The following is a 20,632-nucleotide window of genomic DNA, read 5'->3' on the forward strand; positions in this document are numbered from 1 at the left end:
AGATGGAGCTTAGGGTGGAGTTCTTTTTATGAAATAATATTTAGAATATTGGGGGGCAAATGTTGTTTATGCTTTATTATTGCAAAACTGCTTCAGCTTCTTCTTCCTCAATGATATTGGTGGCAAATCCCAAAGGCTTGAATAACTGCTCGATCCTCAGGAAACCGGCTGTCTTTGCAGGCTCTTTATCAAGCATATCCAGGCCGTCTTGGTATGCAGGAGCAGAGATATCAAAGGCGGGGATGAAAAGCACGTAGTGCTGATCATTGTAATTAAAGTGGCATCTCTTAGGAAGAGAGATCTGCTCGCAGAGATATCTTATAAGCATAGGGTTTATATCTATCTTTTTATCAAAATAAATATCAAGGATCTGCAGTGGCGTACCGGTTTGCTCTGCAAGAGAAGCTTGTGCCTGTGCCTGAGTCTGAATACTGTTAATTGCTTCCTGTGTAAAGTTTGGTGTCGCTACTCCTGATTCATTGTTTGATGAGGCAGAAGCGTTATTTGACGAACTATTATTAGCAGGAACTTCAGCAATATTTGCTTTTGTGATCGTTATAGGTGTTGTACTGCCACCGGTTATTCCCGGAGTATTATTCTGATTTTCAATGGCAGAAATAATAAGATGAAGATTTGCAGGAGTAACTGTCACGTTTCCGTTGAGATTCATAAGAGTTACAGTATAAGAACCGTCGGTATTTCTGTTTAGAGTATAAGCAAGCTGACCTATCTCATTATTCATTACGCCTTCATCCGAGATCTTGTAACCGTTTTTAGCTTTAATAGTTATGGATCCGCTTATGGATTTAGGTGCGCCGTTCTCTTTGACCTGTAAATATTCTTTGTTGTTGTAGTCATTATGTATGAATTCAGGTCTGCTGTATGTGACGTCTGCATTATTGGCACCTTCTACTGTTACAGAGTGGAATCTGTTTGTATCAGTGATCTTACCTGAATCATAGGCGTTGTCAGAGTAGTTGTTTATAATTTTAATATAGGAGTCAGAATTGGTAGTTATAGTTCCGGAATAAAAATTGTTTATTATGATATCGCTTGAATCAGATGCGAAGGATGATGCATCCAAAACTTCTCCACCGTCGTTATTTATTATGGTTCCTGATCCGGAACTTGTAAATTTAACAATTCCACCTTGGTTATTGTTTTCAACAACATTGTAATTATCGTTGATCAGTCCGGAATTATTTCTTACAGTTCCGCGGTTGTTTTCTATTGTGGAATTTTCATTATTATTTTCTACATGATCATTATTTGTTAGGATATAGCCATTGTTTTCTTCGACGGCGCCGTTGTTTGTATTGATACTTCCATCATTATTACCGACTGTACCGGCGTTTGTATCTAAGGATTGACCTTCTTCGACGTTGCCTCTTTCCCCGTCAGTTATATCCGGTATTGGTGTTGGAATTGTAACACCGTTTGCATGAGCTTCCGCCGGAGTGGTCATTGCTACTGTAATCGGAGCAATGAACAGCAGTGCACCGAGCGCTATTACAACCGACTTATTAGTATTTTTTTCCCTTTTCATACATTTTCTCCTTGAAATTATGATTAGCTGATTTCATATATATAGACACCGATAATCTCAAAATTCCTAAGTGAAATTTCAAATTTTTTGGATTTTTTCATGGCAGAAAAAAACCTCCTTACCGGTTGTCCGGTAAAGAGGGCACATATCATAGCAGAGCGCTTATCTTATTCTGTCGGAAGAGTCTCGGCTCTTTCTGCGATGTTCTGTTTGAAGTTTATGACATCGTGATCGTACTCTTCATCCATAAGTGTTGAGTTGATGAGGAAGTCCGCTGTCGCTTTGTTGTTTGCAAAAGGAATATCGTAAACCTGTGCGATCCTCATAAGAGCCTTTACGTCGGGATCGTGAGGAGCCGCTGTTAAAGGATCTGAGAAGAATACAACAAAGTCGATCTTTCCTTCCACTATCTTAGCACCGATCTGCTGATCGCCACCGAGAGGGCCTGAATTGTAGCCTCTTACCGGAAGGTCGGTTGCGTCTGTTATCATGCGGGCTGTAGTTCCCGTTCCGCACAGAAAATGCTTTTTAAGTGTATGAGCATTGGCTTTGCACCACTGAATGAGCTCTCCCTTTTTGCCGTCATGGGCGATGAGAGCGATAGTCTTTTGTCTTGGTATTGTAAGTGTTATAGTCTCTGACATATTAATTCCTCCTACTTGTCCAAAATACAACAATATGGCCACTGTGTAAAGGATTATATTCTTTAATAGTAGGACGATTTTGACCTTTTTTATATGACGGAATATAATTACGCTATGGCTAGACGAAGAATGAAGAAAAAAACAAAAAGCAGAATAAGTTTATATTTTAAGACACTGGCAATCTTTCTTGCTATCTCTTTTGCTCTTATAGGTTGCGGACTGGTATTTACCAATGCACTTGATGAAAACGATAAGGAAAAAGCATCCAGGCTTGTTTCAAAGTTTTCTTCCAAGGTTGAGAAGCTCATATCATCCGATGACGAGGAGACTGACGAAAATAATGAGCCTGAGGGAGAAGCAGTCGTGGAACCTGACGCGGAAGAAAGCGCAGCTTCCGAAAATGCGGATAATGCAGGAACAGAACCCGGAAAGACACAGGCGCGGAGCGATTCGGGAAGTGCTGCCTCTTCTTTTGGTGCGGGAATATTAAATAGTACTTCCGACATCAATCTCCACAGCGTTGACGGCGGAAGCAAGAATTACGCTTTTTCTTACAACGGATCGGAATTCTCGGCAATCTATACCACAGATAACTGGAAGATTATTGATTCATATCTGATAGATAATACAGCAGATATCACTATTATCTGCGAGGCACTTATCGCAGAACATCCTATTCACGGAAGCGATATGCAGTCATACAGAACTGCGGAGGATATGGCCTACGAGTGGGAACAGCATAACCTCGCATACACTTTTCTTCCCGAAGGAAACAGATGGAAAGGAAAGACCAAAGACGTTGACCTCAATCCTGCCGATCAAGGACTTTCATTTGATGAGATCTATGAGAGGCAGACCGGTAAAAAGCTCTCTATAGAGGAACTCTTAAAACATCTGTCAAATTAATGAATAAAAAATACGAAATTATCGTTAAACTAATGACAAACATTATCATCTTCCTTTATAATGGATATATCTAGCTTGGGGTATTTATGGACTTAATAATGTAAAGGAGGGAAATAATGAAAGGTTTTGCTATGCTTAAGATCGGGGAGGTCGGCTGGATAGAGAAGGACCGCCCGGCATGTGGACCCATGGACGCGATCTGTCGTCCGCTCGCTATCGCCATCTGTACATCGGATGTGCACACTGTTTGGGAAGGTGCTGTTGGCGATCGCCACAACATGATTCTCGGACATGAGGGTTGTGCTGAGGTTGTTGAAGTCGGTTCTATGGTAAAAGACTTCAAACCCGGCGACAAGGTTCTTATTCCCGCTATCACACCTGATTGGAATTCACTTGAAGCTCAGGCAGGTTATTCTATGCACTCAGGAGGAATGCTTGCCGGATGGAAGTTCTCCAATTTCAAGGATGGTCTCGATTCTGAATTTTTCCACGTTAATGATGCAGACGGTAACCTTGCACACATGCCTGAAGGAATGTCACTTGAAGATGCATGTATGTTGTCTGATATGGTTCCCACAGGTTTCCACGGCGTAGAGCTTGCCGACGTTCAGTTCGGTGATACGGTTCTCGTTATCGGAATAGGACCTGTAGGACTTATGAGTGTTGCCGGCGCGAGACTTCGCGGCGCTTCACGTATAATTGCTGTCGGAACACGTCCTAAATGTGTTGATGCAGCTAAGTTCTATGGCGCGGATGAATTCATCAGCTACAAGAACGGAACTATTGAAGAGCAGGTTCTTAAAATGACAAACGGAGTCGGCGTTGACAGAGTTATCGTTGCAGGTGGCGGTGTTCAGACCTTTGAGTCTGCAGTTAAGTCACTTAAGGCAGGCGGTAAGATCGGTAACGTCAACTATCTCGGAAGCGGTGATTATATCACAATTCCTCGTGTTGAATGGGGCGTTGGAATGGGCCACAAGCAGCTTGCAGGCGGACTTATGCCCGGCGGAAGACTTCGTATGGAGAAACTCGGAGCACTTATTTCATCAGGTAAGCTTGATGTAAGTAAGCTTTCCACTCATGTATTCCATGGTTGGGAGCATATTCCCGAAGCACTGCAGCTTATGAAAGATAAGCCCGCAGATCTCATTAAACCTGTAGTTATTCTTGATAATCAGCCGTAAGCGTAATGAAGATACTTATTATATCCGGATTTCTCGGAGCAGGAAAAACAACTTTTATAAAAGAACTGATACATAAAACAGACATTCATCCCGTGATCATGGAAAATGAATACGGAGACAATAACATAGATTCAAAAGACCTGCAGCAAGAAAACTCCCAAGGTGAAAGCCTGCAGATCCTTGAATTTATGGAAGGCTGCGTATGCTGCACCATGAAAGACAGTTTTGTTAATTCGGTATTGTCTGTCTATGCATCTCTTTCACCGGAATATCTGGTAATAGAACCTACGGGAGTAGGAAAGCTTGGAAGCATCCTTGACAATCTAAAACCGATCCTTCACGGTGATATTTCGCTCCTTAAGCCTGTAACGGTTCTGTCTCCTTCAAACTTTGAAGACAACATGAGGCAGTGGCCGGAGCTATATAAGAATCAGATAGAAGCGGCACAGATAATTGCTTTTTCAAAATGCGAGCACGAATCATTAGGTGTCATAAAAGCAGTTTCGGATAAGATACATGCGATAAATCCAAATGCAGAGCTTTTACCCGGGCATTACAAAAACGTGGATGCCGATTGGTGGAAAGAGCTCATGGAAGCGGGGGCTTCAGAGACAAAGAGCAATACCGTAGATACCAAAAACCCAAGCAGCTCTTTTTCTCAGGTAACATTTGACGGTGTCGGATTTCACAGTCCGACCGAGCTTGTCATGTTGCTGGAAGATTGCCTTCACGGAGAGTTTGGAAATATTGCAAGAGCCAAAGGAACACTTTGGGCCGGAGGTGAACTTATTCGTTTTGATCTTGCAGACAGAATGTATGAAGTCGGTGCTTCTCCGGTTGAGGATTGTCAGTGCGTCTTTATAGGTGAGAATCTGGATAAAAACAGACTTAAAAAGCGCCTTGCGTTTTCTGAGAAAAGCCACAGAGACAGAGTGAGACTTAGAAAAACTGTATAAAAAATAAGAGAATTAAAGCCTCTGCTTATTTTTCTTTTCTTGAAAAATAAACAGAGGCTTTTTGCAAAGGTCACTATGTATCCCGCATGTAGCCTACAATACAATGTATTCATACAAAACAACATGTTTCAATTAAAGGAGGAACAGTATGAATACCATTAGTATTATTATTATCGCAGCAATTATTGCCGTGCTTCTTATCGTAGTTGCGGCAGGATATGTGAAGGCGCCTCCGGACAAAGCATTTATCATTTCAGGTATGCGGAGGGCGCCAAGAATCTTGATAGGTCGTGCAGGCGTCAAGATCCCGTTCTTTGAAAGAGTCGATAAATTGTATCTTGGACAGATGACGGTCGATATCAAAACAGAGCAGTCCGTTCCTACAAACGACTTCATCAATGTAAACGTTGATGCTGTTGCAAAGGTTAGGATCGGTACAAGCCAGGAAGCTATCCAGCTTGCAGCTAAGAACTTCCTTAACAAGGCTCCCGATCAGATCACTAATGACCTGAAGGATTCCTTACAGGGTAACATGCGTGAGATCATCGGTACACTTGCTCTTAAGACTATCAACACCGACAGAGACAGCTTCTCAGATCAGGTTATGGAGAAAGCTTCAAGAGATATGAACAAGCTCGGTATCGAGATCCTCTCTTGTAACATCCAGAATGTTACTGATGAGAACGGTCTTATAAATGACCTTGGTATGGACAACACAGCTAAGATCAAGAAGGATGCCGCAATCGCGAAAGCACAGGCAGACAGAGACGTAGCAATTGCACAGGCTGAGGCCGACAAGGCAGCAAACGATGCAAGAGTTATTGCTCAGACCGAGATCGCAGAAAAGAACAACGCACTTGCCATCAAGCAGGCTGAACTTAAAAAGCAGGCTGATACCGCAAGCGCTGTAGCGGACGCAGCTTATTCAATTCAGGAGCAGGAACAGCAAAAGACCATTCAGGCCGCAACTGTTAATGCCCAGATTGCAAGAGCGGAGCGCGAAGCCGAACTTAAGCAGAAAGAAGTTATTGTAAAGCAGCAGGAACTTGCAGCTGAGGTTGAGAAAAAAGCCGATGCCGAGAAGTACCAGGCTGAGAAAAAAGCTGAGGCTGAACTTATTCAGCGTCAGAAGAAAGCTGAAGCTGCCAAGTACGAGCAGGAGCGTGAGGCTGATGCAAAGAAGGCTCAGGCGGAAGCTCAGAAATATGCTGCAGAGCAGGAAGCTTCAGGTATCAAAGCTAAGTACGATGCAGAGGCAGCAGGTATTGCAGCCAAAGGTAAAGCGGAAGCCGAAGCCATCAAGGCAAAAGGTATCGCTGAAGCCGAAGCAATGGAGAAAAAGGCAGAAGCCTACAAGAAGTACAACGGTGCTGCCATGGCTGAGATGATGATCAAGATCATGCCTCAGATGGCTGCAGAGATTGCAAAGCCTCTTTCTCAGATCGACAAGATCAACATCTACGGAACAGGCGACGGATCAAATGGAGCAAGCCAGATTTCAGGAAATATGCCTATTGTTATGAAACAGGTATTTGATACCATGTCGGAAGCTACAGGCGTTGATTTCACCGAGATCATGAAGGCCGGCACATATGATGCCAAGGTTAATAAGAACATTAATCTTAACGGCGCAGGCGTAGATATCAAGGTTGATAAGAACGAATCAAAGTAATCTAAAAAAGCTTTGACAGATATAGGTGGACGGTGTACACTGACTTTGTTTCAGTGAACATCGTTCACTTTTTTTTGACACCATTGTTAGCTGTTGCTAACTGATAATTATTATCATTATCCACATAAATAAGGAGGAGACTTATATGGGAGGTCAAACCAAAGAAAAGAATATATTGCATTATATATTCAAGTATGCCGGCATATATAAAAGTAAGTATATTACCAGCATGATCGTAGCCTTTATCGGCGTTGTTTTTGCACTTGCACCATACATACTTATGGGACAGGTGGTAAGGAATCTTGTGAATGGAAATAAAGAGATTTCATTCTATATCAAGATGGCAATCTTCATCTCGGCTTGTTGGGTGCTGAGACTTCTTTTCCATACTATATCTACCAACATTTCTCACAAAACCACATTTAAGCTTATAGGAAACGTAAGAAAGGCGCTCTGCGACAAGCTTTCGAGACTTCCCTTAGGAACTGTTCTCGATACACCTTCGGGAGCAATGAAGAACATAATAGTTGAAAGAGTTGATTCTACAGAGACAACTCTTGCTCACCTTGTTCCCGAATTCACGGCTAATATCAGTGCGCCTATTATCATGTTCATTTTCATAATAAGACTCGATTGGAGAATGGCGCTTTGGTCACTTGCAACACTCCCCATAGCTTTTGCAGCCATGGCTTATATGTTTAAGGACTATGAGACACCTTTTAAGAGAACTCAGGATTCAACCAAGGCACTCAATGACACGGCTGTTGAGTATATCGGAGGAATTGAAGTCATAAAGGCCTTTGGAAAAGCAGAGAGTTCATACGAGAGATTTGTCTCCGCGGCCAATGAAAATGCGGCGAGCTTCGTTGATTGGATGAGATCCTGCATAGTTCCTCATGCTTTTGCAACGGCAATAGGGCCTGCTACGCTTCTTGCGGTTCTTCCCGTCGGAGCTCTTTATGCACTAAACGGAAGCCTTGATTTCGTAGATTTCATCAACATCCTTATTCTTGCTGCAGGCCTTGCTTCACCTCTTGTTGTTGCGATGGGCTACAGTGACGATATCGGAAAAGCTACGGCTATCTTCGGAGATATTGATAAGGTGCTTGAGGAAAAAGAACTTGCAAGACCCGAAAAGAGTAAAGCTTATCCCGCAGATAACGGCATAGAACTCAAAGATGTGAAATTCGGATACAAGGACGAAGAAGTTCTTCACGGAATAAACCTTGATATCAAGCCCGGTACGATAACAGCCTTGGTAGGTCCTTCAGGAAGCGGTAAATCAACCGTTGCAAGACTTATCGCATCTCTTTGGGATGCTGATGAGGGAAGCATCAAGATCGGCGGAGTCGACATCAAGGATATGTCACTTTGCGATTACAACAACATGGTCGCATATGTATCTCAGGATAATTTCCTTTTTGATACAACTGTAAGAGAGAATATCAGAATGGGCAATCCAAGTGCTACAAACGCTCAGGTTGAGCAGATAGCAAAAGACAGCGGCTGCTATGACTTTATCATGGGACTTGAAAAAGGATTCGATACCGTAGTCGGAGGCTCGGGCGCTCATCTTAGCGGCGGTGAGAGACAAAGAATAGCAATTGCGAGAGCAATGATGAAAGATGCCAAGATAGTGATCCTCGATGAAGCAACTGCCTATACCGACCCCGAGAACGAGGCGGTTATTCAGGCTTCCGTAGCGAAACTTGTCAAAGGCAAGACACTTATCGTTATCGCACACAGACTTTCAACTATTATTGATTCCGACAATATCGTTGTGATCAACGACGGAAATATTGAAGAAATGGGAACTCACAAAGAGCTTCTTGATAAGAAGGGACTTTATTCCAAGATGTGGGAAGCTCATATTTCCGCCAAGGACAGCGACTCGGAAGGAGGTGTGGCATAATGATCGCAACACTTAGAAGATTCTTTAAGTTTTGCTCTGAAAAGAACAGAAAGAGATTTTATATAGCACTTGTGCTCAGTATAGTCGCAGCACTTTGCGGAGCGATGAAATTCCCCGCAATGGGATATATCCTCATGAATTTCATTAACGGGACTATAGATAAAAAGACAATACTCATCGGCTTTTTGATCATGACTGTTCCGCTTGCTTTGGAAGCAACTTTAAAAGGCTTTTCAACAATGCTTCAGTGCAGAGGCGGCTATGGTGAATGTGCAGATAAAAGAATCCATATCGCCGAACATCTCAGATTTATTCCTATGGGATATTTCAATGAGAACAGTCTCGGACAGATAACTTCCGTAACCACCAACACGATGGAAGCACTTGGAGACGTTGCGACAAGAGTTGTTATGGTCACGACGCAGGGTATCCTTGGAACAAGCGTCATCATGCTTCTTATCTTTATTTTTGATTATCGTATCGGACTTATCAGCTTGGCCGGAATAATTATCTATGCATTTATCAACTATGCAATGAGAAAGCACGGCGAGAAAATCTCTGCAAGAAAGATAGTTGCTGACTCGACACTTGTTGCCAATATAATCGAATACGTTCAGGGAATTCCCGAAGTTAAGGCATATAACCTTATCGGAAACGCTCGCAAGAAACTCAACAATAGTATTGATGAGGCCGCTAACGTATGCACTGATCTTGAGATCTCAGCCAATTCTTTTGTTCCCTATGAAAGAGGCGTACTTAAGATAACGGGAGTAGCAATCACACTTGCTTCATGTATCTTTTATATAAACGGAAGTATGGATCTTGTAACCGCGATAATCATGATGATTATGTCCTTCCAGGTATTTGAGGGGCTTGAGGCGACGGGAAGCTTTTCCGCCCTCCTTAGAATTGTAGACATGTCCGTTGCAAGAGCAAATGAGATTCTTGCAATTAAGCCTATGGATATTGAAGGAGATGATATTGTAGCGGATAACAGTGACATCGATGTAAACGATATTGACTTTGCTTATGATGAAAAGAAGATCATCGATGATATTGCGCTTTCTATTCCTTCGGGAACAAGCGCTGCATTTGTCGGTCCTTCCGGCGGCGGAAAAACAACTCTTTGTCATCTCATCGCAAGATTCTGGGATGTAGATAAAGGTAGGGTTGAACTTGACGGAAAAGATGTAAGGAAATATTCGATGAACTCACTTATGAGCAACTACAGCTTTGTATTCCAGAATGTATTCCTTTTCCATGATACGATCGCCAATAATATTCGCTTCGGAAATCCCGATGCTCCTTTGGAGGAAGTGATCAAAGCGGCCAAGAAAGCCTGCTGCCATGACTTTATCATGGCACTCCCCGAAGGCTACGATACAGTCATCGGCGAGAACGGAGCTTCTTTATCGGGCGGTGAGCGCCAGCGTATCTCTATTGCAAGAGCCATCATGAAGGATGCGCCGATCATTATTCTCGATGAGGCGACCGCCAACGTCGATCCCGAGAATGAAAAAGAGCTTATGACAGCTATCAAAGAGCTTACCAAGGAAAAGACAATTCTTATGATCGCGCACAGACTTAAGACGGTTAAGAACGCAGATCAGATCTTTGTTGTTGATCAGGGTAAGATCGTTCAGAGAGGAAAGCACAGCGAGCTTGCTGCGCAGGACGGAATATACAAGAGATTTATCGACTCACGTCGTCAAGCGGTAGGTTGGAAGATTTCATAATACATTATGAGTAAATAGTAGCGTGAATATTTGTAGTATAATGAATACAAATATTCACGCTGTTTTTCGTAGAGGGAGATCCTATATGACGTATTTCACATGCTTTTTTCTTGATAATGAAAAAGATATTATCGTAAGCCTTTATAAGGACTTGGATAAGCTCTTTTACATATTGTCAACGCCCAATCATCACTCGGGAAACCTTATAAGGAATCTTGCGAGAACCTTTAAGCTGCCGCTTTCCGAGGACGCGAACAATATGCTTATCATAAAAGGCGAAGTTCCCTGCTATATCGACGGAAGTAACGAAGAGAGCTATATCTTTTCCCTGGGAGATACGGAAGTGGCAAGGATATATCCCGACGGAAGCGTAAATGTTGTTGCAACGATGCCCGCCATCGCCAAGACTTTGATGAGTCAGTCCAAAGAATACAGCCTTGAAAAAGATAAGATCATATTCAAGACTTTCATAAATAAAGATCTCAAATTCCGCTCCGATCTGCACACACACATGAACGGCAATCTGCCTGCGGATGTGCTTATTGCGCTCGGAATCTATCATCAGATACGTTATCCCTTATACTATGTCAAAAAACTCGATCTAAAGCTCACCGACGAGCAGTGGGAAAGAGTTAACGCCCAGAGAGAAAAGGTTGCAAGACAGTTCGTTTATTCGGATCTTAAGGGCAAGTACCTCGACAGAAAGATCAACGACAGGACCTTCATAAATTTCGCGGATCTTATCCTTAATAACTTGGACAATGCGGAGCTCAACATCGTTAAGATAAGAGGATCGCTCTCTGTGATCAAGGACGGACAGGCTGTTTTTACCAACCTTGAGAAGGTCTATCTCTACAGATATGTTTTTACAAAGGGAGAAGAGAGCGAGGATAAGATAGACATCGGCGATGTTTCGCAGATTCCCGATGAAGATGTGAAAAAGACATTGCGCCGGATGCTTCGTGATAAGGAAAATCCCGATTACTGCAATAATACCGTCTTTCAGGATAAGCTCCTTTGGATAGCGAGAAATTATAAAAGATATGGCATAAAGTACGCCGAGATCAGTGATACGACGCTTGTTAAGAAGTATGAGTCGCTTGAGATGCTAAGGCAGGTTCATGATGTTATGCCCAAGATCTACAAAGAGACGGGTGTGATGATCCGTTTCCTTGCCGCAATGCGAAGGATTCCTCTTACCATCATAAAAGACGCCGTGACACCGGCCGATTATCTTGCGCAGAATCTCGAAGTGCTTAAGGCGACGGCGCTTGATCCGTACGTTGCCGGCTGCGACTTTGTCGGAGAAGAGATCAACGACATCATCACTTTAAAGCCTGCGTTTAAAGAGATAGTTAAGATAGCTGCGAAAGATCCGTCTTTTGTAATAAGAGTTCATGCGGGTGAGAACGACAGCCAGAAGGACAATATCGCACACAGTATTTCTTGCGTAAAAGATTCTTTGGCGCCCGGACAGAAGATGCCGTACATGCGCCTCGGACACGGACTTTATACTTACAGCCCCAGATCCGCCAAGGGAAAAGCCGTGCTTAAGCAGCTAAAAGAAAACGGTGTGGTACTTGAGTTCCAGCTTACAAGCAATGTCAGATTAAATAATTTAAATTCACTTGATAAACATCCGATTAGAGCGTATCTTAAACAAGGCATAAAATGCGTTCAGGGAACGGATGGAGCAGCGCTTTACGGAACCAATTCGATAGATGAAGAGCTTTCTTTGCAAAAGCTCTTGGACCTTTCCGAAGAAGATATGCTTCTTATGAAGCGGTCGGAGGAAGAAGTTATAGAAAGAAGTGAGAAGGCTTTTTTTGAAAAGTCGGACAGATACAATGCACTTCTTGACGGACGTGATATGGAGGAAGTTCTTCTTGAAAAAATGAAGGCCGTCAAGATAGGTAAGAAGCTTGCCAAGACCGGAGGTCTTGATGCATATACTGAGTTAAAAGAGCATGTGAGCGAGATAACATGGGATTGCACTCCCGTTGTTCTTCTTGGGGGAAGTTTTAATACAGAGAAGAGAGCAACAAGAGTTACACCCGAAGGAAAGGCGCAGCTTGACGCTCTGATCAAACACTTTTCACCCGAAGAGATATGCTTTGTTATAGGTCATAAGCTTTCGGGATATGAGAAATATCTGGTTGATCACAACAAGAAAGGTTTTAAGATATATGCTGTTGTTCCCGCCGTTATTTCCAAAGCTGAAAGAGATAAGCTGATCGCAGCGGGCGTTAGCATACGTGTTTCGCCGGAAGCTCAGGGCATGGGAATCTACAAGAGCTTTAACTACGAGATATTTGAGAGAAGACCGTCCATGGTCGTTGCTTTTGACGGAAACAGTGCGGCAGCCAATCTCATTCAGGAAGCCAAGAACGGCAAAGGAAAGGCACAGATACTTGTCTGGGGCAGATCCAAAACGCTTCATCAAAAGGCGTTGTCTTTAAAGGGATACGTCAATCTGTTTGATGAGATAGTTCCTATCGGCTCATATCTCAAGGACTGGGATATATTCCTGGATGCGCGAAGGAATATGCCAAAAGAATAAAAGAAGTTTTAAGGAATTAGGTAAATGAAAAAGAAAATAGTTGGTATTGTATTGTTGTGCGCAGTGGTGCTTTCGGCCTGCAGTTCTACAAGCCGCATTGATGAATCTTATGAAGGCGGCCAAAATGCAGACAGCATCAATGCGATGGTTGAGCAGCTTGATGCTCAGAGCGGTCTTGAGCCGGTTTCAGAGTCTTCCGAAACGGATGAGAATGTTTTATCCGATGGTTCTGTTTCAGGTGATGAGCTTGAACTTGATGAGTCTCAGGCTGAGAATTACAGTGACGGGGAGGGACATTATCTTTTTAACCCTCATGTCTTTGTGGCAAGCTTGTATCCGACTTATCCCATGGATTATTGGGAGTCCTTTTATAAGCTTGTTGATGCGTTGAGATCCGGAGAAGATACATTTGAATGTTCAAGTGAAGGGGCATTTAAATGGTGCACGGATATGGGTGTTCTGGGAAATCTTTTCCCTGTTGCGACCGAGTTTATCAAAAGGGGTACATATCAGGACGGAAAAGGAACTATATCCTATTCGATATCTGTCGATGAATTCCTTGAAAAAGAAAAGGCGTTTGAGCAGGACATAGAAGGAATCTTAAGAGACTGTGTCAAAACAGATTATACGGATTTTGAAAAATGTCTGGCTATATATGATTATGTGGCTTACCATTTTGACTATAATGACGATATGAACGGCGACTTTGCGGAAGGCGAAGGAGACGGACTTTTCGGAACATATAATTGTTTTAAAAACAGATCCGGAATCTGTTCGGGGCTTGCTCCTGCATATGCATATCTTTTGATGCAGTGTAATATTGACGCATTTACTGTCGGTGCTGATAATAAAGCTCATGCGTGGGTATATTTAAAGTTGGACGGTGAGGGATTTTTTTCTGATGTGACTTATGCAATCCCTTATGCTTCAGAGGGAAATTTAGTGTTGGATTACTTCCTGATGAACACTAAGGAGCGAAACAGCAGCGGATTTGATGTTCCGAGAGACCTTAATTCAATTCTTATTCGCGGTATATATGACGGTGATTTCGATTATTCTTCGCTCACCGCAGACAGTGATAAATACAACTTCTTCAAATATACCTGCCTAGAAAACTTTGATCCTGAGCAGAATGTCGTTAAATATACAAACGGTCACGGAGAGCTGGTGGAGTATAAATATTGATATGCGGCCGACATCTTTTTCTTTTTTGCAAAAGTTGTGCTATTATATGTTTTGAAAATTACATAAAGCGGAAGGTGTCCGCAGTTCTTGGAACCGGATTCGGTTTTTGGAGAAGGGCAACATAAAAGAGCTGTGGGTGAAAAGGGAAGCAGGTGTAAGTCCTGCACGAACTCGTCACCGTGATTCGAAAGTGTTTAAAAAAAACCGCAAAGGGAAGGCGCTAGGCGCCGCGGATTTTATGCAGAGAACGCTTCGATCAGCCGGGAGACCTGCCTGTCGCTGTACATGGGATATCCAAGCCACGAGGAACTGGTTGTACGAAGATAGCACTGCTGTAGAACGCAGCAGATGTGCGTTTTGTGCGCATTTTTATATCTTTGAGATTATGGGCTCGTGCTTAGGCACGGGCCCTTGCTTTTGCTATACACCTCTCAAAGAGAGGTGTGAGTTCCACATCCTCCCGGCTTTTGGATTCATAGATATCTAAATGGAGGATCATTATGAAAAAGAAAACACTTGCATTAGTTCTTGCAACAATGATGTGCGCATCAATGATCGCAGGATGTGCAAAGACTCAGGGCGAGCAGCCTGCAGCGGAGTCTAATGTAGAGGCATCTGCAGAAGTGGCGGCAGAGACTACCGAAGCTGCAACAGAGGCTACAAGCGCAGAGGCAGCAGAAGACGGAACACTTGCTGACGGAACATACACAGCTTCTTTTAGCACAGACAGCTCAATGTTCCATATCAACGAAGCTTATGACGGAAAGGGCACACTCACTGTAAAGAACGGCGAGATGACTATCCACATCACACTTCCTTCCAAGAACATCGTAAATCTGTTCCCCGGAACAGCAGAGGATGCTCAGAAGGACGGCGCTGTTTTACTTGAGCCCACAACAGATACAGTAACTTATGACGACGGAACAACAGAAGAAGTATTCGGCTTTTATGTTCCCGTTCCCGCTATTGATGAGGAGTTTGACTTGGCACTTATCGGAACAAAAGAAAAATGGTATGACCACAAGGTAACAGTAACTGACGTTAAGCCCGAGGCTTCAGAGGAGGATCAGGCAGCAGCGGATGCGGTTGCAGAGAAGATCGATGCCATCTATGTTCAGGAGTGGACAGAGGATACAGATAAGCAGTGTGAGGAAGCAAAGAAGGCTTGGGATGCTCTTACGGATACACAGAAAGAACTCGTTGAAGGAGAGGAAGCGGATCCCGATTACTTCGGAAGAGATACAGGTGATGCTTCCAAGGACGATGCTCTTAACACCGACAACATCGGCGACAAGGAGATTCTTGTAGTGAGCTTCGGTACTTCTTTTAACGACAGCAGAGCTCAGGATATCGGCGGTATCGAGAAGGCCCTTGCGGCAGCTTATCCCGACTGGGCAGTAAGAAGAGCGTTCACAGCTCAGATCATCATCAACCACATCAACGCAAGAGAAGATGTTGAGATCGACAACGTAGAGCAGGCTCTTGAGAGAGCAGTTAATAACGGAGTAAAAGAGCTTGTTGTTCAGCCCACACACCTTATGCACGGCGCAGAGTATGATGAGCTCATGGATGCACTCAAGAAATATGATAAGAAGTTTGATAAGGTAGCTGTTGCTGAGCCCCTTCTCGGTGAAGTAGGTAAGGATGCATCAGTTATCAATGCAGATAAAGAGGCAGTTGCCAAGGCGGTAGTTGCAGAGGCAATCAAGGATGCAAGCTTTGACAGTGTTGATGCTGCAGACAAGGACAAGACAGCAATCGTTCTTATGGGTCACGGCACATCACACACCGCAAACGTAACATACCGCCAGATGCAGACACAGATGGAGAAGCTTGGTTACAAGAACGTATTCATCGGAACTGTTGAGGGTGAGCCTGAAGAGACAGAGCTTTCGGTTGTTATAGACAAGGTTAAGGATGCAGGCTATACCAAGGTTGTTCTTCGTCCTCTTATGGTTGTTGCGGGCGATCATGCCAACAACGACATGGCAGGCGACGACGATGATTCATGGAAGAGCGGCTTTGAGGCATCAGGCGCATTCGAGAAGGTTGACTGCCAGATCAGCGGCCTCGGAAGAATCGCAGATGTACAGAAACTCTATGTTGAGCACACAGGTGCGGTTATCAAATAAAACAGGTATTAAATGAACAGACAGGAAAATATTCTTTTTAACAGCATAAAGAGTACGGTGATAATCCTGTTCTTTTCCATAAGTGTGATCGGATGCGGCAGTATTTCAGATGGGGAATATGCCGCATCTGTTACTCTTACGGGAGGGAGCGGAAGAGCAAGCATTGACAGTCCTTGCACGGTCACTGTAAAAGACGGAAAGGCTACTGCGGACATTTTCTGGAGCAGTCCCAATTATGATTACATGATCGTTGACGGAACAAGGTATGAGCCCGTTAACGAGGACGGGAATTCCGAATTTATTATTCCCGTTAAGCTTGATAAGAAGATGATGGTTCAGGCGGATACCGTTGCGATGAGCACGCCCCACCTGATCGACTACGAACTCTTTTTCTCGGTAAAAGATGCAAAGTCCGGCGACAAAGCAGGGGATCCCGAAGAATTCGGTGAAGAACCGGGCGACGCCGATGATGAAAGCGCAGACAGCGCAGATATTGCGAACAAGGCGCTGGTTAATAAAGCTCCCGATATCGAAGGGCTTGAATATTTAAGTACAGACCAAAACGCGTACGCGGATTGCTACGCTATACATAGATATAAAGACGATTACGCTGTTATCAGCGTTTATGACGGCAGGAATTACCTCCTTGTACCTGAGGGAAAAGAACTTCCAAAGGACACTTTAAAAGCGGTGAAAAAGGGCCTTGGAGACGGCAGAAGTATTATCGTGATAAAAAAAACCGTGAATAAGATATACCTTGCGGCTTCAAGCGCGATGTGCCAATTTGATTCCATAGATTCGGTCGATAAAATTGCACTTTCCGGAATAGAAAGAGATAATTGGTATATAGACGCCGCAAAGAAGAGCATGGACGACGGAAAGCTTGAATACGGCGGCAAATACAGTGCTCCCGACTACGAGAAGATAGTAAATAACGACATTGATCTTGCAATAGAATCGACGATGATCCTTCATACACCCAAGGTCATGGAGAAGCTTGAAAAGCTGGGAGTTCCAGTATTTGTGGACAGATCGAGCTATGAGAGCGATCCGCTTGGAAGGTGCGAATGGATCAGGGTTTACGGACTTATCTGCGATAAGGAAGATGAAGCAAAAAGAGCTTACGACGAGCAGGTAGAGCTTGCAAAGACCTTTGAAAGCTCGGATGTTTCCGGCAAGAAGATAGCTTTTTTCTCCATTAATTCCAAGCACCTCGTGTATACGAGAAGCGGCGATGACTATTTTCCCAAGATGGTTGAAAAGGCGGGCGGAGAGTATCTTGCCCCGAAGAATGTTGATTCCAAGGGACACTCATCATATCTTTCCGTAAGTATGGAAGCCTTTTACGACTACGCCAAGGATGCGGACATTCTCATCTACAATTCAACGATTGAGGACTGTCCCGACAGCCTTTCGGATCTAAAAGCCGAGGATGCGATATTCGCCGATTTCAAGGCGGTAAAAAGCGGCGATGTCTGGTACACGGATAAATCGCTGTATCAGTTCACGGACAGAACAGGAAATATAATCAAGGATCTGAATGATATTGTTGCGAAAGCTTCGGAAGATACGGAGTTTTTCCATAAACTTAAATAAATGAATAACAAGACAAGGTGGGCGCATGCAGATAGAGCACATTCTTCCTTCGGATATTGAAAAAAGAAGCTTCGAGATCATAAGAAAAGAGCTGGCGCAAAGCGGCGTGAGCGTTCCCAAAGCCGTTGAGCAGACCGTTGTGAGAGTTATTCACACCACGGCCGACTTTGAGTACGCCAATACTTTAATGTTTTCCGATGATGTTATCGAGAAGGCAAGAAAGGCCATTTATGAGGGCGCCTGCATTGTGACCGACACCAACATGGCTCTTTCGGGGATCAACAAAAGATCGCTTGCAAAATTCGGAGGCGAAGTTTTCTGCTTTATGGCGGATGAAGAAGTTGCCGGCGAAGCTTCAAAGAGGAAGGTTACAAGAGCTTACGTAAGCATGGAGAAGGCTTCGCGTATGGATAAGAAGCTGATCTTTGCAATCGGCAACGCACCGACTGCTCTTATTAAACTAAAAGAGCTGATGGATGAAGGCTACAAGCCTGAGCTTATAATCGGCGTTCCCGTGGGCTTTGTGAATGTCGTTGAGGCAAAAGAGCTGATAATTGAAAGTGATGTTCCGTATATTGTAAACAGGGGAAGAAAGGGCGGAAGCGGCGTTGCTGCTGCGATCGTCAACTCCATCCTTTATTCAATGGATGAAAAAAGAGGGAAATAACCCGCGGAGGGCATATGAGCGGAACAGGAAAAAGAGCCGGCTCAAATCCCGGCGGCAAAGATGATCATATGGACGCTACGAAACTTCGAAGCGGTTATACAACGGGAAGCTGCGCAGCTGCGGCGGCGAAGGCGGCCCTTATAATGATGATTACGGGCGAAGATATCTATAACGTAAGTATAGTTACGCCCAAAGGTATCATATACAACGCAGAGATCGTTGACATTAAGAAAAGCGCTGATAACAGCGAAGTTACCTGCGCGGTCATTAAAGACGGCGGCGACGATCCCGATGTCACGACGGGTGCTTATGTCTATGTGACTTTAAGAAAGTCGGACAAAGAAGGCATAAGGATAGACGGCGGAGAAGGCGTTGGAAGAGTCACAAAGCCCGGGCTCGATCAGCCGATAGGAGAAGCCGCCATCAATTCCGTTCCGCGCAGAATGATAAAGGAGAATCTTGAGCAGGTTCTTTTGACAGGAAAATCAGATATAAAGGGACTCGACGTTATCGTAAGCGTTCCGGGCGGAGAAAAGATCGCGCAAAAGACATTTAATCCGATGCTCGGAATTGTCGGAGGGATATCGATCCTTGGAACAACCGGGATCGTAGAGCCTATGAGCGACAGCGCGATCGTTGAGACGATAAGGACACATGTCAGGGTAAAAAAAGCCGAGGGAAAAGAGATCTTGCTGGCGGCGCCCGGAAACTACGGAATAACTTTTTTAAGCGAGAGATACAAGCTTGAAGACGGAAACGCAGTAATGACTTCCAACTTTGTCTACGACGCGGTGAGGATCGCGCTTTCTGAAGGCTTTTCGAAGATGCTGTTTGTCGGACACATCGGTAAGCTCGTAAAGGTTGCGGGCGGAATAAAGAATACACATTCAAGGTACGGCGACCACAGAATGGAGATCTTATCGGACATCGCGAATGATGATGGTATCAGATCCGAATTATCTGAGTGTGTAATGACGGACGAAGCCGTAAGGATCATCACGGAGAAAGGCCTTGCGGACAAGGTTTTTCCCAAGATGGCGGAGCTTATTAAAAAGCACATGGAAGAATGGGCTGAGGGAAAAATACAGATAGAAATTATAGTCTTTTCCAATGAGTACACGGAACTTGTAAGCACGGCGGGTGCGCACGGGTTCATGGAGGGAGTGTGACTATGGTACATTTTGTCGGAGCGGGACCGGGGGCTGTGGATCTCATAACCCTCAGGGGACAGAAGTTCATAGAGAACGCGGATGTGATCATATATGCGGGATCGCTTGTTAATCCAAAGCTTTTGGATTCTGCTAAAGAAGGCGCGCAGATTCATGACAGCGCCAAGCTTACGCTTGAAGAAGTGATTGCTATTATGAAGGAAGCTGAGGAAAAAGGCTTTGATGTTGTGCGGCTTCACACGGGAGATCCGAGCATCTACGGCGCAATAAGAGAGCAGATGGATGAGCTTGATAAGCTTGGAATAGCCTATGACGTAACGCCCGGAGTGAGCTCTTTTTGCGGGGCGGCGGCAGCGCTTGAGATTGAGTACACGCTACCCGGGATCACTCAGAGCGTAATTATCTCGAGGATGGAAGGAAGGACCAAGGTTCCGGAAAAAGAGTCGGTTGAGAACCTTGCTTCTATCGGCGCGACCATGGTGTTCTTTTTGTCAGCGGGAGATATCAAGGGGCTTAAGGAAAAGCTCATAAATGCAGGGAGAGATCCTAAGACTCTCTGCGCGGTTGTCTACAAAGCGACCTGGGATGATGAAAAGAAATTTATCTGCACGCTGGAAGAACTGCCTGATATGGCAAGCGAGCACGGTATAAATAAGACGGCACTCATCATAGTCGGTGATGCGCTAAAACAGGCGGGATACGAGAGATCAAGGCTTTACGCCGCGGATTTCAGCACGGAATTCAGAAAGGCCAAAGAGAATCCTTAA

General features: G+C 44.2%; 15 protein-coding genes and 1 riboswitch. Of the genes, 13 read left to right on the top strand and 2 right to left on the bottom strand.

The features are described 5' to 3' along the window. Nucleotides 1–76: 76 nt before the first annotated feature. On the bottom strand, nt 77–1,546 hold the full coding sequence (locus D6856_RS07550) for a hypothetical protein (RefSeq protein ID WP_120686397.1): 1,470 nt from the start codon (nt 1,544–1,546) through the stop codon (nt 77–79). A gap of 167 nt (nt 1,547–1,713) precedes the next feature. After that, entirely contained in the window at nt 1,714–2,190 is a 477-nt protein-coding gene (locus D6856_RS07555) for a methylglyoxal synthase (protein WP_120657247.1), read from the bottom strand. 114 nt (nt 2,191–2,304) lie between these two features. On the opposite strand from D6856_RS07555, the gene D6856_RS07560 reads away from it, so the two are divergent. The 13 genes from D6856_RS07560 to cobM all read left to right on the top strand — a co-directional run bounded on the left by D6856_RS07560 (nt 2,305) and on the right by cobM (nt 20,632). After that, a complete protein-coding gene (locus D6856_RS07560) occupies nt 2,305–3,096 on the top strand; it encodes a hypothetical protein (RefSeq protein ID WP_143104442.1) in 792 nt (263 codons plus the stop codon). Nucleotides 3,097–3,212: 116 nt separating this feature from the next. Next, nucleotides 3,213–4,280: an NAD(P)-dependent alcohol dehydrogenase gene (locus D6856_RS07565; RefSeq protein WP_120686398.1), complete on the top strand. Its 1,068-nt coding sequence runs from the start codon at nt 3,213–3,215 to the stop codon at nt 4,278–4,280. Nucleotides 4,281–4,285: 5 nt separating this feature from the next. Beyond that, nucleotides 4,286–5,236, top strand: coding sequence for a CobW family GTP-binding protein (locus D6856_RS07570; RefSeq protein WP_120686399.1), 951 nt, complete (start codon nt 4,286–4,288; stop codon nt 5,234–5,236). Between the two features lie 148 nt (nt 5,237–5,384). Beyond that, nucleotides 5,385–6,908 (top strand): flotillin family protein, encoded by a 1,524-nt coding sequence (locus tag D6856_RS07575; protein WP_120686400.1) that lies wholly within the window; start codon nt 5,385–5,387, stop codon nt 6,906–6,908. 145 nt (nt 6,909–7,053) lie between these two features. Then, the gene (locus D6856_RS07580) at nt 7,054–8,820 is read left to right on the top strand and encodes an ABC transporter ATP-binding protein (RefSeq protein WP_120686401.1); all 1,767 of its coding nucleotides are present in this window, start codon (nt 7,054–7,056) and stop codon (nt 8,818–8,820) included. Beyond that, on the top strand, nt 8,820–10,556 hold the full coding sequence (locus tag D6856_RS07585) for an ABC transporter ATP-binding protein (RefSeq protein WP_120686402.1): 1,737 nt from the start codon (nt 8,820–8,822) through the stop codon (nt 10,554–10,556). Before D6856_RS07580 ends, D6856_RS07585 begins: the two co-directional genes overlap by 1 nt. 85 nt (nt 10,557–10,641) lie before the next feature. Then, complete coding sequence (locus D6856_RS07590) at nt 10,642–13,116, top strand: adenosine deaminase (protein ID WP_120686403.1); 2,475 nt, start codon at nt 10,642–10,644, stop codon at nt 13,114–13,116. Between the two features lie 24 nt (nt 13,117–13,140). Next, nucleotides 13,141–14,301, top strand: coding sequence for a transglutaminase domain-containing protein (locus tag D6856_RS07595; RefSeq protein ID WP_120686404.1), 1,161 nt, complete (start codon nt 13,141–13,143; stop codon nt 14,299–14,301). A 97-nt stretch (nt 14,302–14,398) separates the two neighbouring features. Continuing rightward, nucleotides 14,399–14,592, top strand: a riboswitch (cobalamin riboswitch). A 701-nt stretch (nt 14,593–15,293) separates the two neighbouring features. Next, entirely contained in the window at nt 15,294–16,433 is a 1,140-nt protein-coding gene (locus tag D6856_RS07600) for a sirohydrochlorin cobaltochelatase (RefSeq protein WP_243114054.1), read from the top strand. Between the two features lie 12 nt (nt 16,434–16,445). Further along, nucleotides 16,446–18,029 carry an ABC transporter substrate-binding protein gene (locus D6856_RS07605; protein ID WP_120686405.1) on the top strand — a complete coding sequence of 528 codons (1,584 nt, stop codon included), beginning with the start codon at nt 16,446–16,448 and terminating at the stop codon, nt 18,027–18,029. 25 nt (nt 18,030–18,054) lie between these two features. Then, nucleotides 18,055–18,696: a precorrin-8X methylmutase gene (locus tag D6856_RS07610; protein ID WP_120686406.1), complete on the top strand. Its 642-nt coding sequence runs from the start codon at nt 18,055–18,057 to the stop codon at nt 18,694–18,696. A gap of 14 nt (nt 18,697–18,710) precedes the next feature. Beyond that, complete coding sequence (gene cbiD / locus D6856_RS07615; RefSeq protein WP_243114051.1) at nt 18,711–19,865, top strand: cobalt-precorrin-5B (C(1))-methyltransferase CbiD; 1,155 nt, start codon at nt 18,711–18,713, stop codon at nt 19,863–19,865. 2 nt (nt 19,866–19,867) lie between these two features. Beyond that, the gene (gene cobM / locus D6856_RS07620) at nt 19,868–20,632 is read left to right on the top strand and encodes a precorrin-4 C(11)-methyltransferase (protein ID WP_120686407.1); all 765 of its coding nucleotides are present in this window, start codon (nt 19,868–19,870) and stop codon (nt 20,630–20,632) included.

It is taken from the genome of Butyrivibrio sp. XB500-5, from assembly GCF_003625505.1.
In the GTDB taxonomy this organism is placed as follows: Bacteria; Bacillota; Clostridia; order Lachnospirales; family Lachnospiraceae; genus Butyrivibrio.

Bases quoted from the DNA above. Each gene is read 5' to 3' on its own strand.
- D6856_RS07565 (WP_120686398.1), top strand. From the start codon at position 3,213: ATGAAAGGTTTTGCTATGCTTAAGATCGGGGAGGTCGGCTGGATAGAG.
- D6856_RS07590 (WP_120686403.1), top strand. From the start codon at position 10,642: ATGACGTATTTCACATGCTTTTTTCTTGATAATGAAAAAGATATTATC.
- cobM (WP_120686407.1), top strand. From the start codon at position 19,868: ATGGTACATTTTGTCGGAGCGGGACCGGGGGCTGTGGATCTCATAACC.
- D6856_RS07595 (WP_120686404.1), top strand. From the start codon at position 13,141: ATGAAAAAGAAAATAGTTGGTATTGTATTGTTGTGCGCAGTGGTGCTT.
- cbiD (WP_243114051.1), top strand. From the start codon at position 18,711: ATGAGCGGAACAGGAAAAAGAGCCGGCTCAAATCCCGGCGGCAAAGAT.
- D6856_RS07560 (WP_143104442.1), top strand. From the start codon at position 2,305: ATGGCTAGACGAAGAATGAAGAAAAAAACAAAAAGCAGAATAAGTTTA.
- D6856_RS07555 (WP_120657247.1), bottom strand. From the start codon at position 2,190: ATGTCAGAGACTATAACACTTACAATACCAAGACAAAAGACTATCGCT.
- D6856_RS07575 (WP_120686400.1), top strand. From the start codon at position 5,385: ATGAATACCATTAGTATTATTATTATCGCAGCAATTATTGCCGTGCTT.
- D6856_RS07610 (WP_120686406.1), top strand. From the start codon at position 18,055: ATGCAGATAGAGCACATTCTTCCTTCGGATATTGAAAAAAGAAGCTTC.
- D6856_RS07550 (WP_120686397.1), bottom strand. From the start codon at position 1,546: ATGAAAAGGGAAAAAAATACTAATAAGTCGGTTGTAATAGCGCTCGGT.
- D6856_RS07570 (WP_120686399.1), top strand. From the start codon at position 4,286: ATGAAGATACTTATTATATCCGGATTTCTCGGAGCAGGAAAAACAACT.
- D6856_RS07605 (WP_120686405.1), top strand. From the start codon at position 16,446: ATGAACAGACAGGAAAATATTCTTTTTAACAGCATAAAGAGTACGGTG.
- D6856_RS07580 (WP_120686401.1), top strand. From the start codon at position 7,054: ATGGGAGGTCAAACCAAAGAAAAGAATATATTGCATTATATATTCAAG.
- D6856_RS07585 (WP_120686402.1), top strand. From the start codon at position 8,820: ATGATCGCAACACTTAGAAGATTCTTTAAGTTTTGCTCTGAAAAGAAC.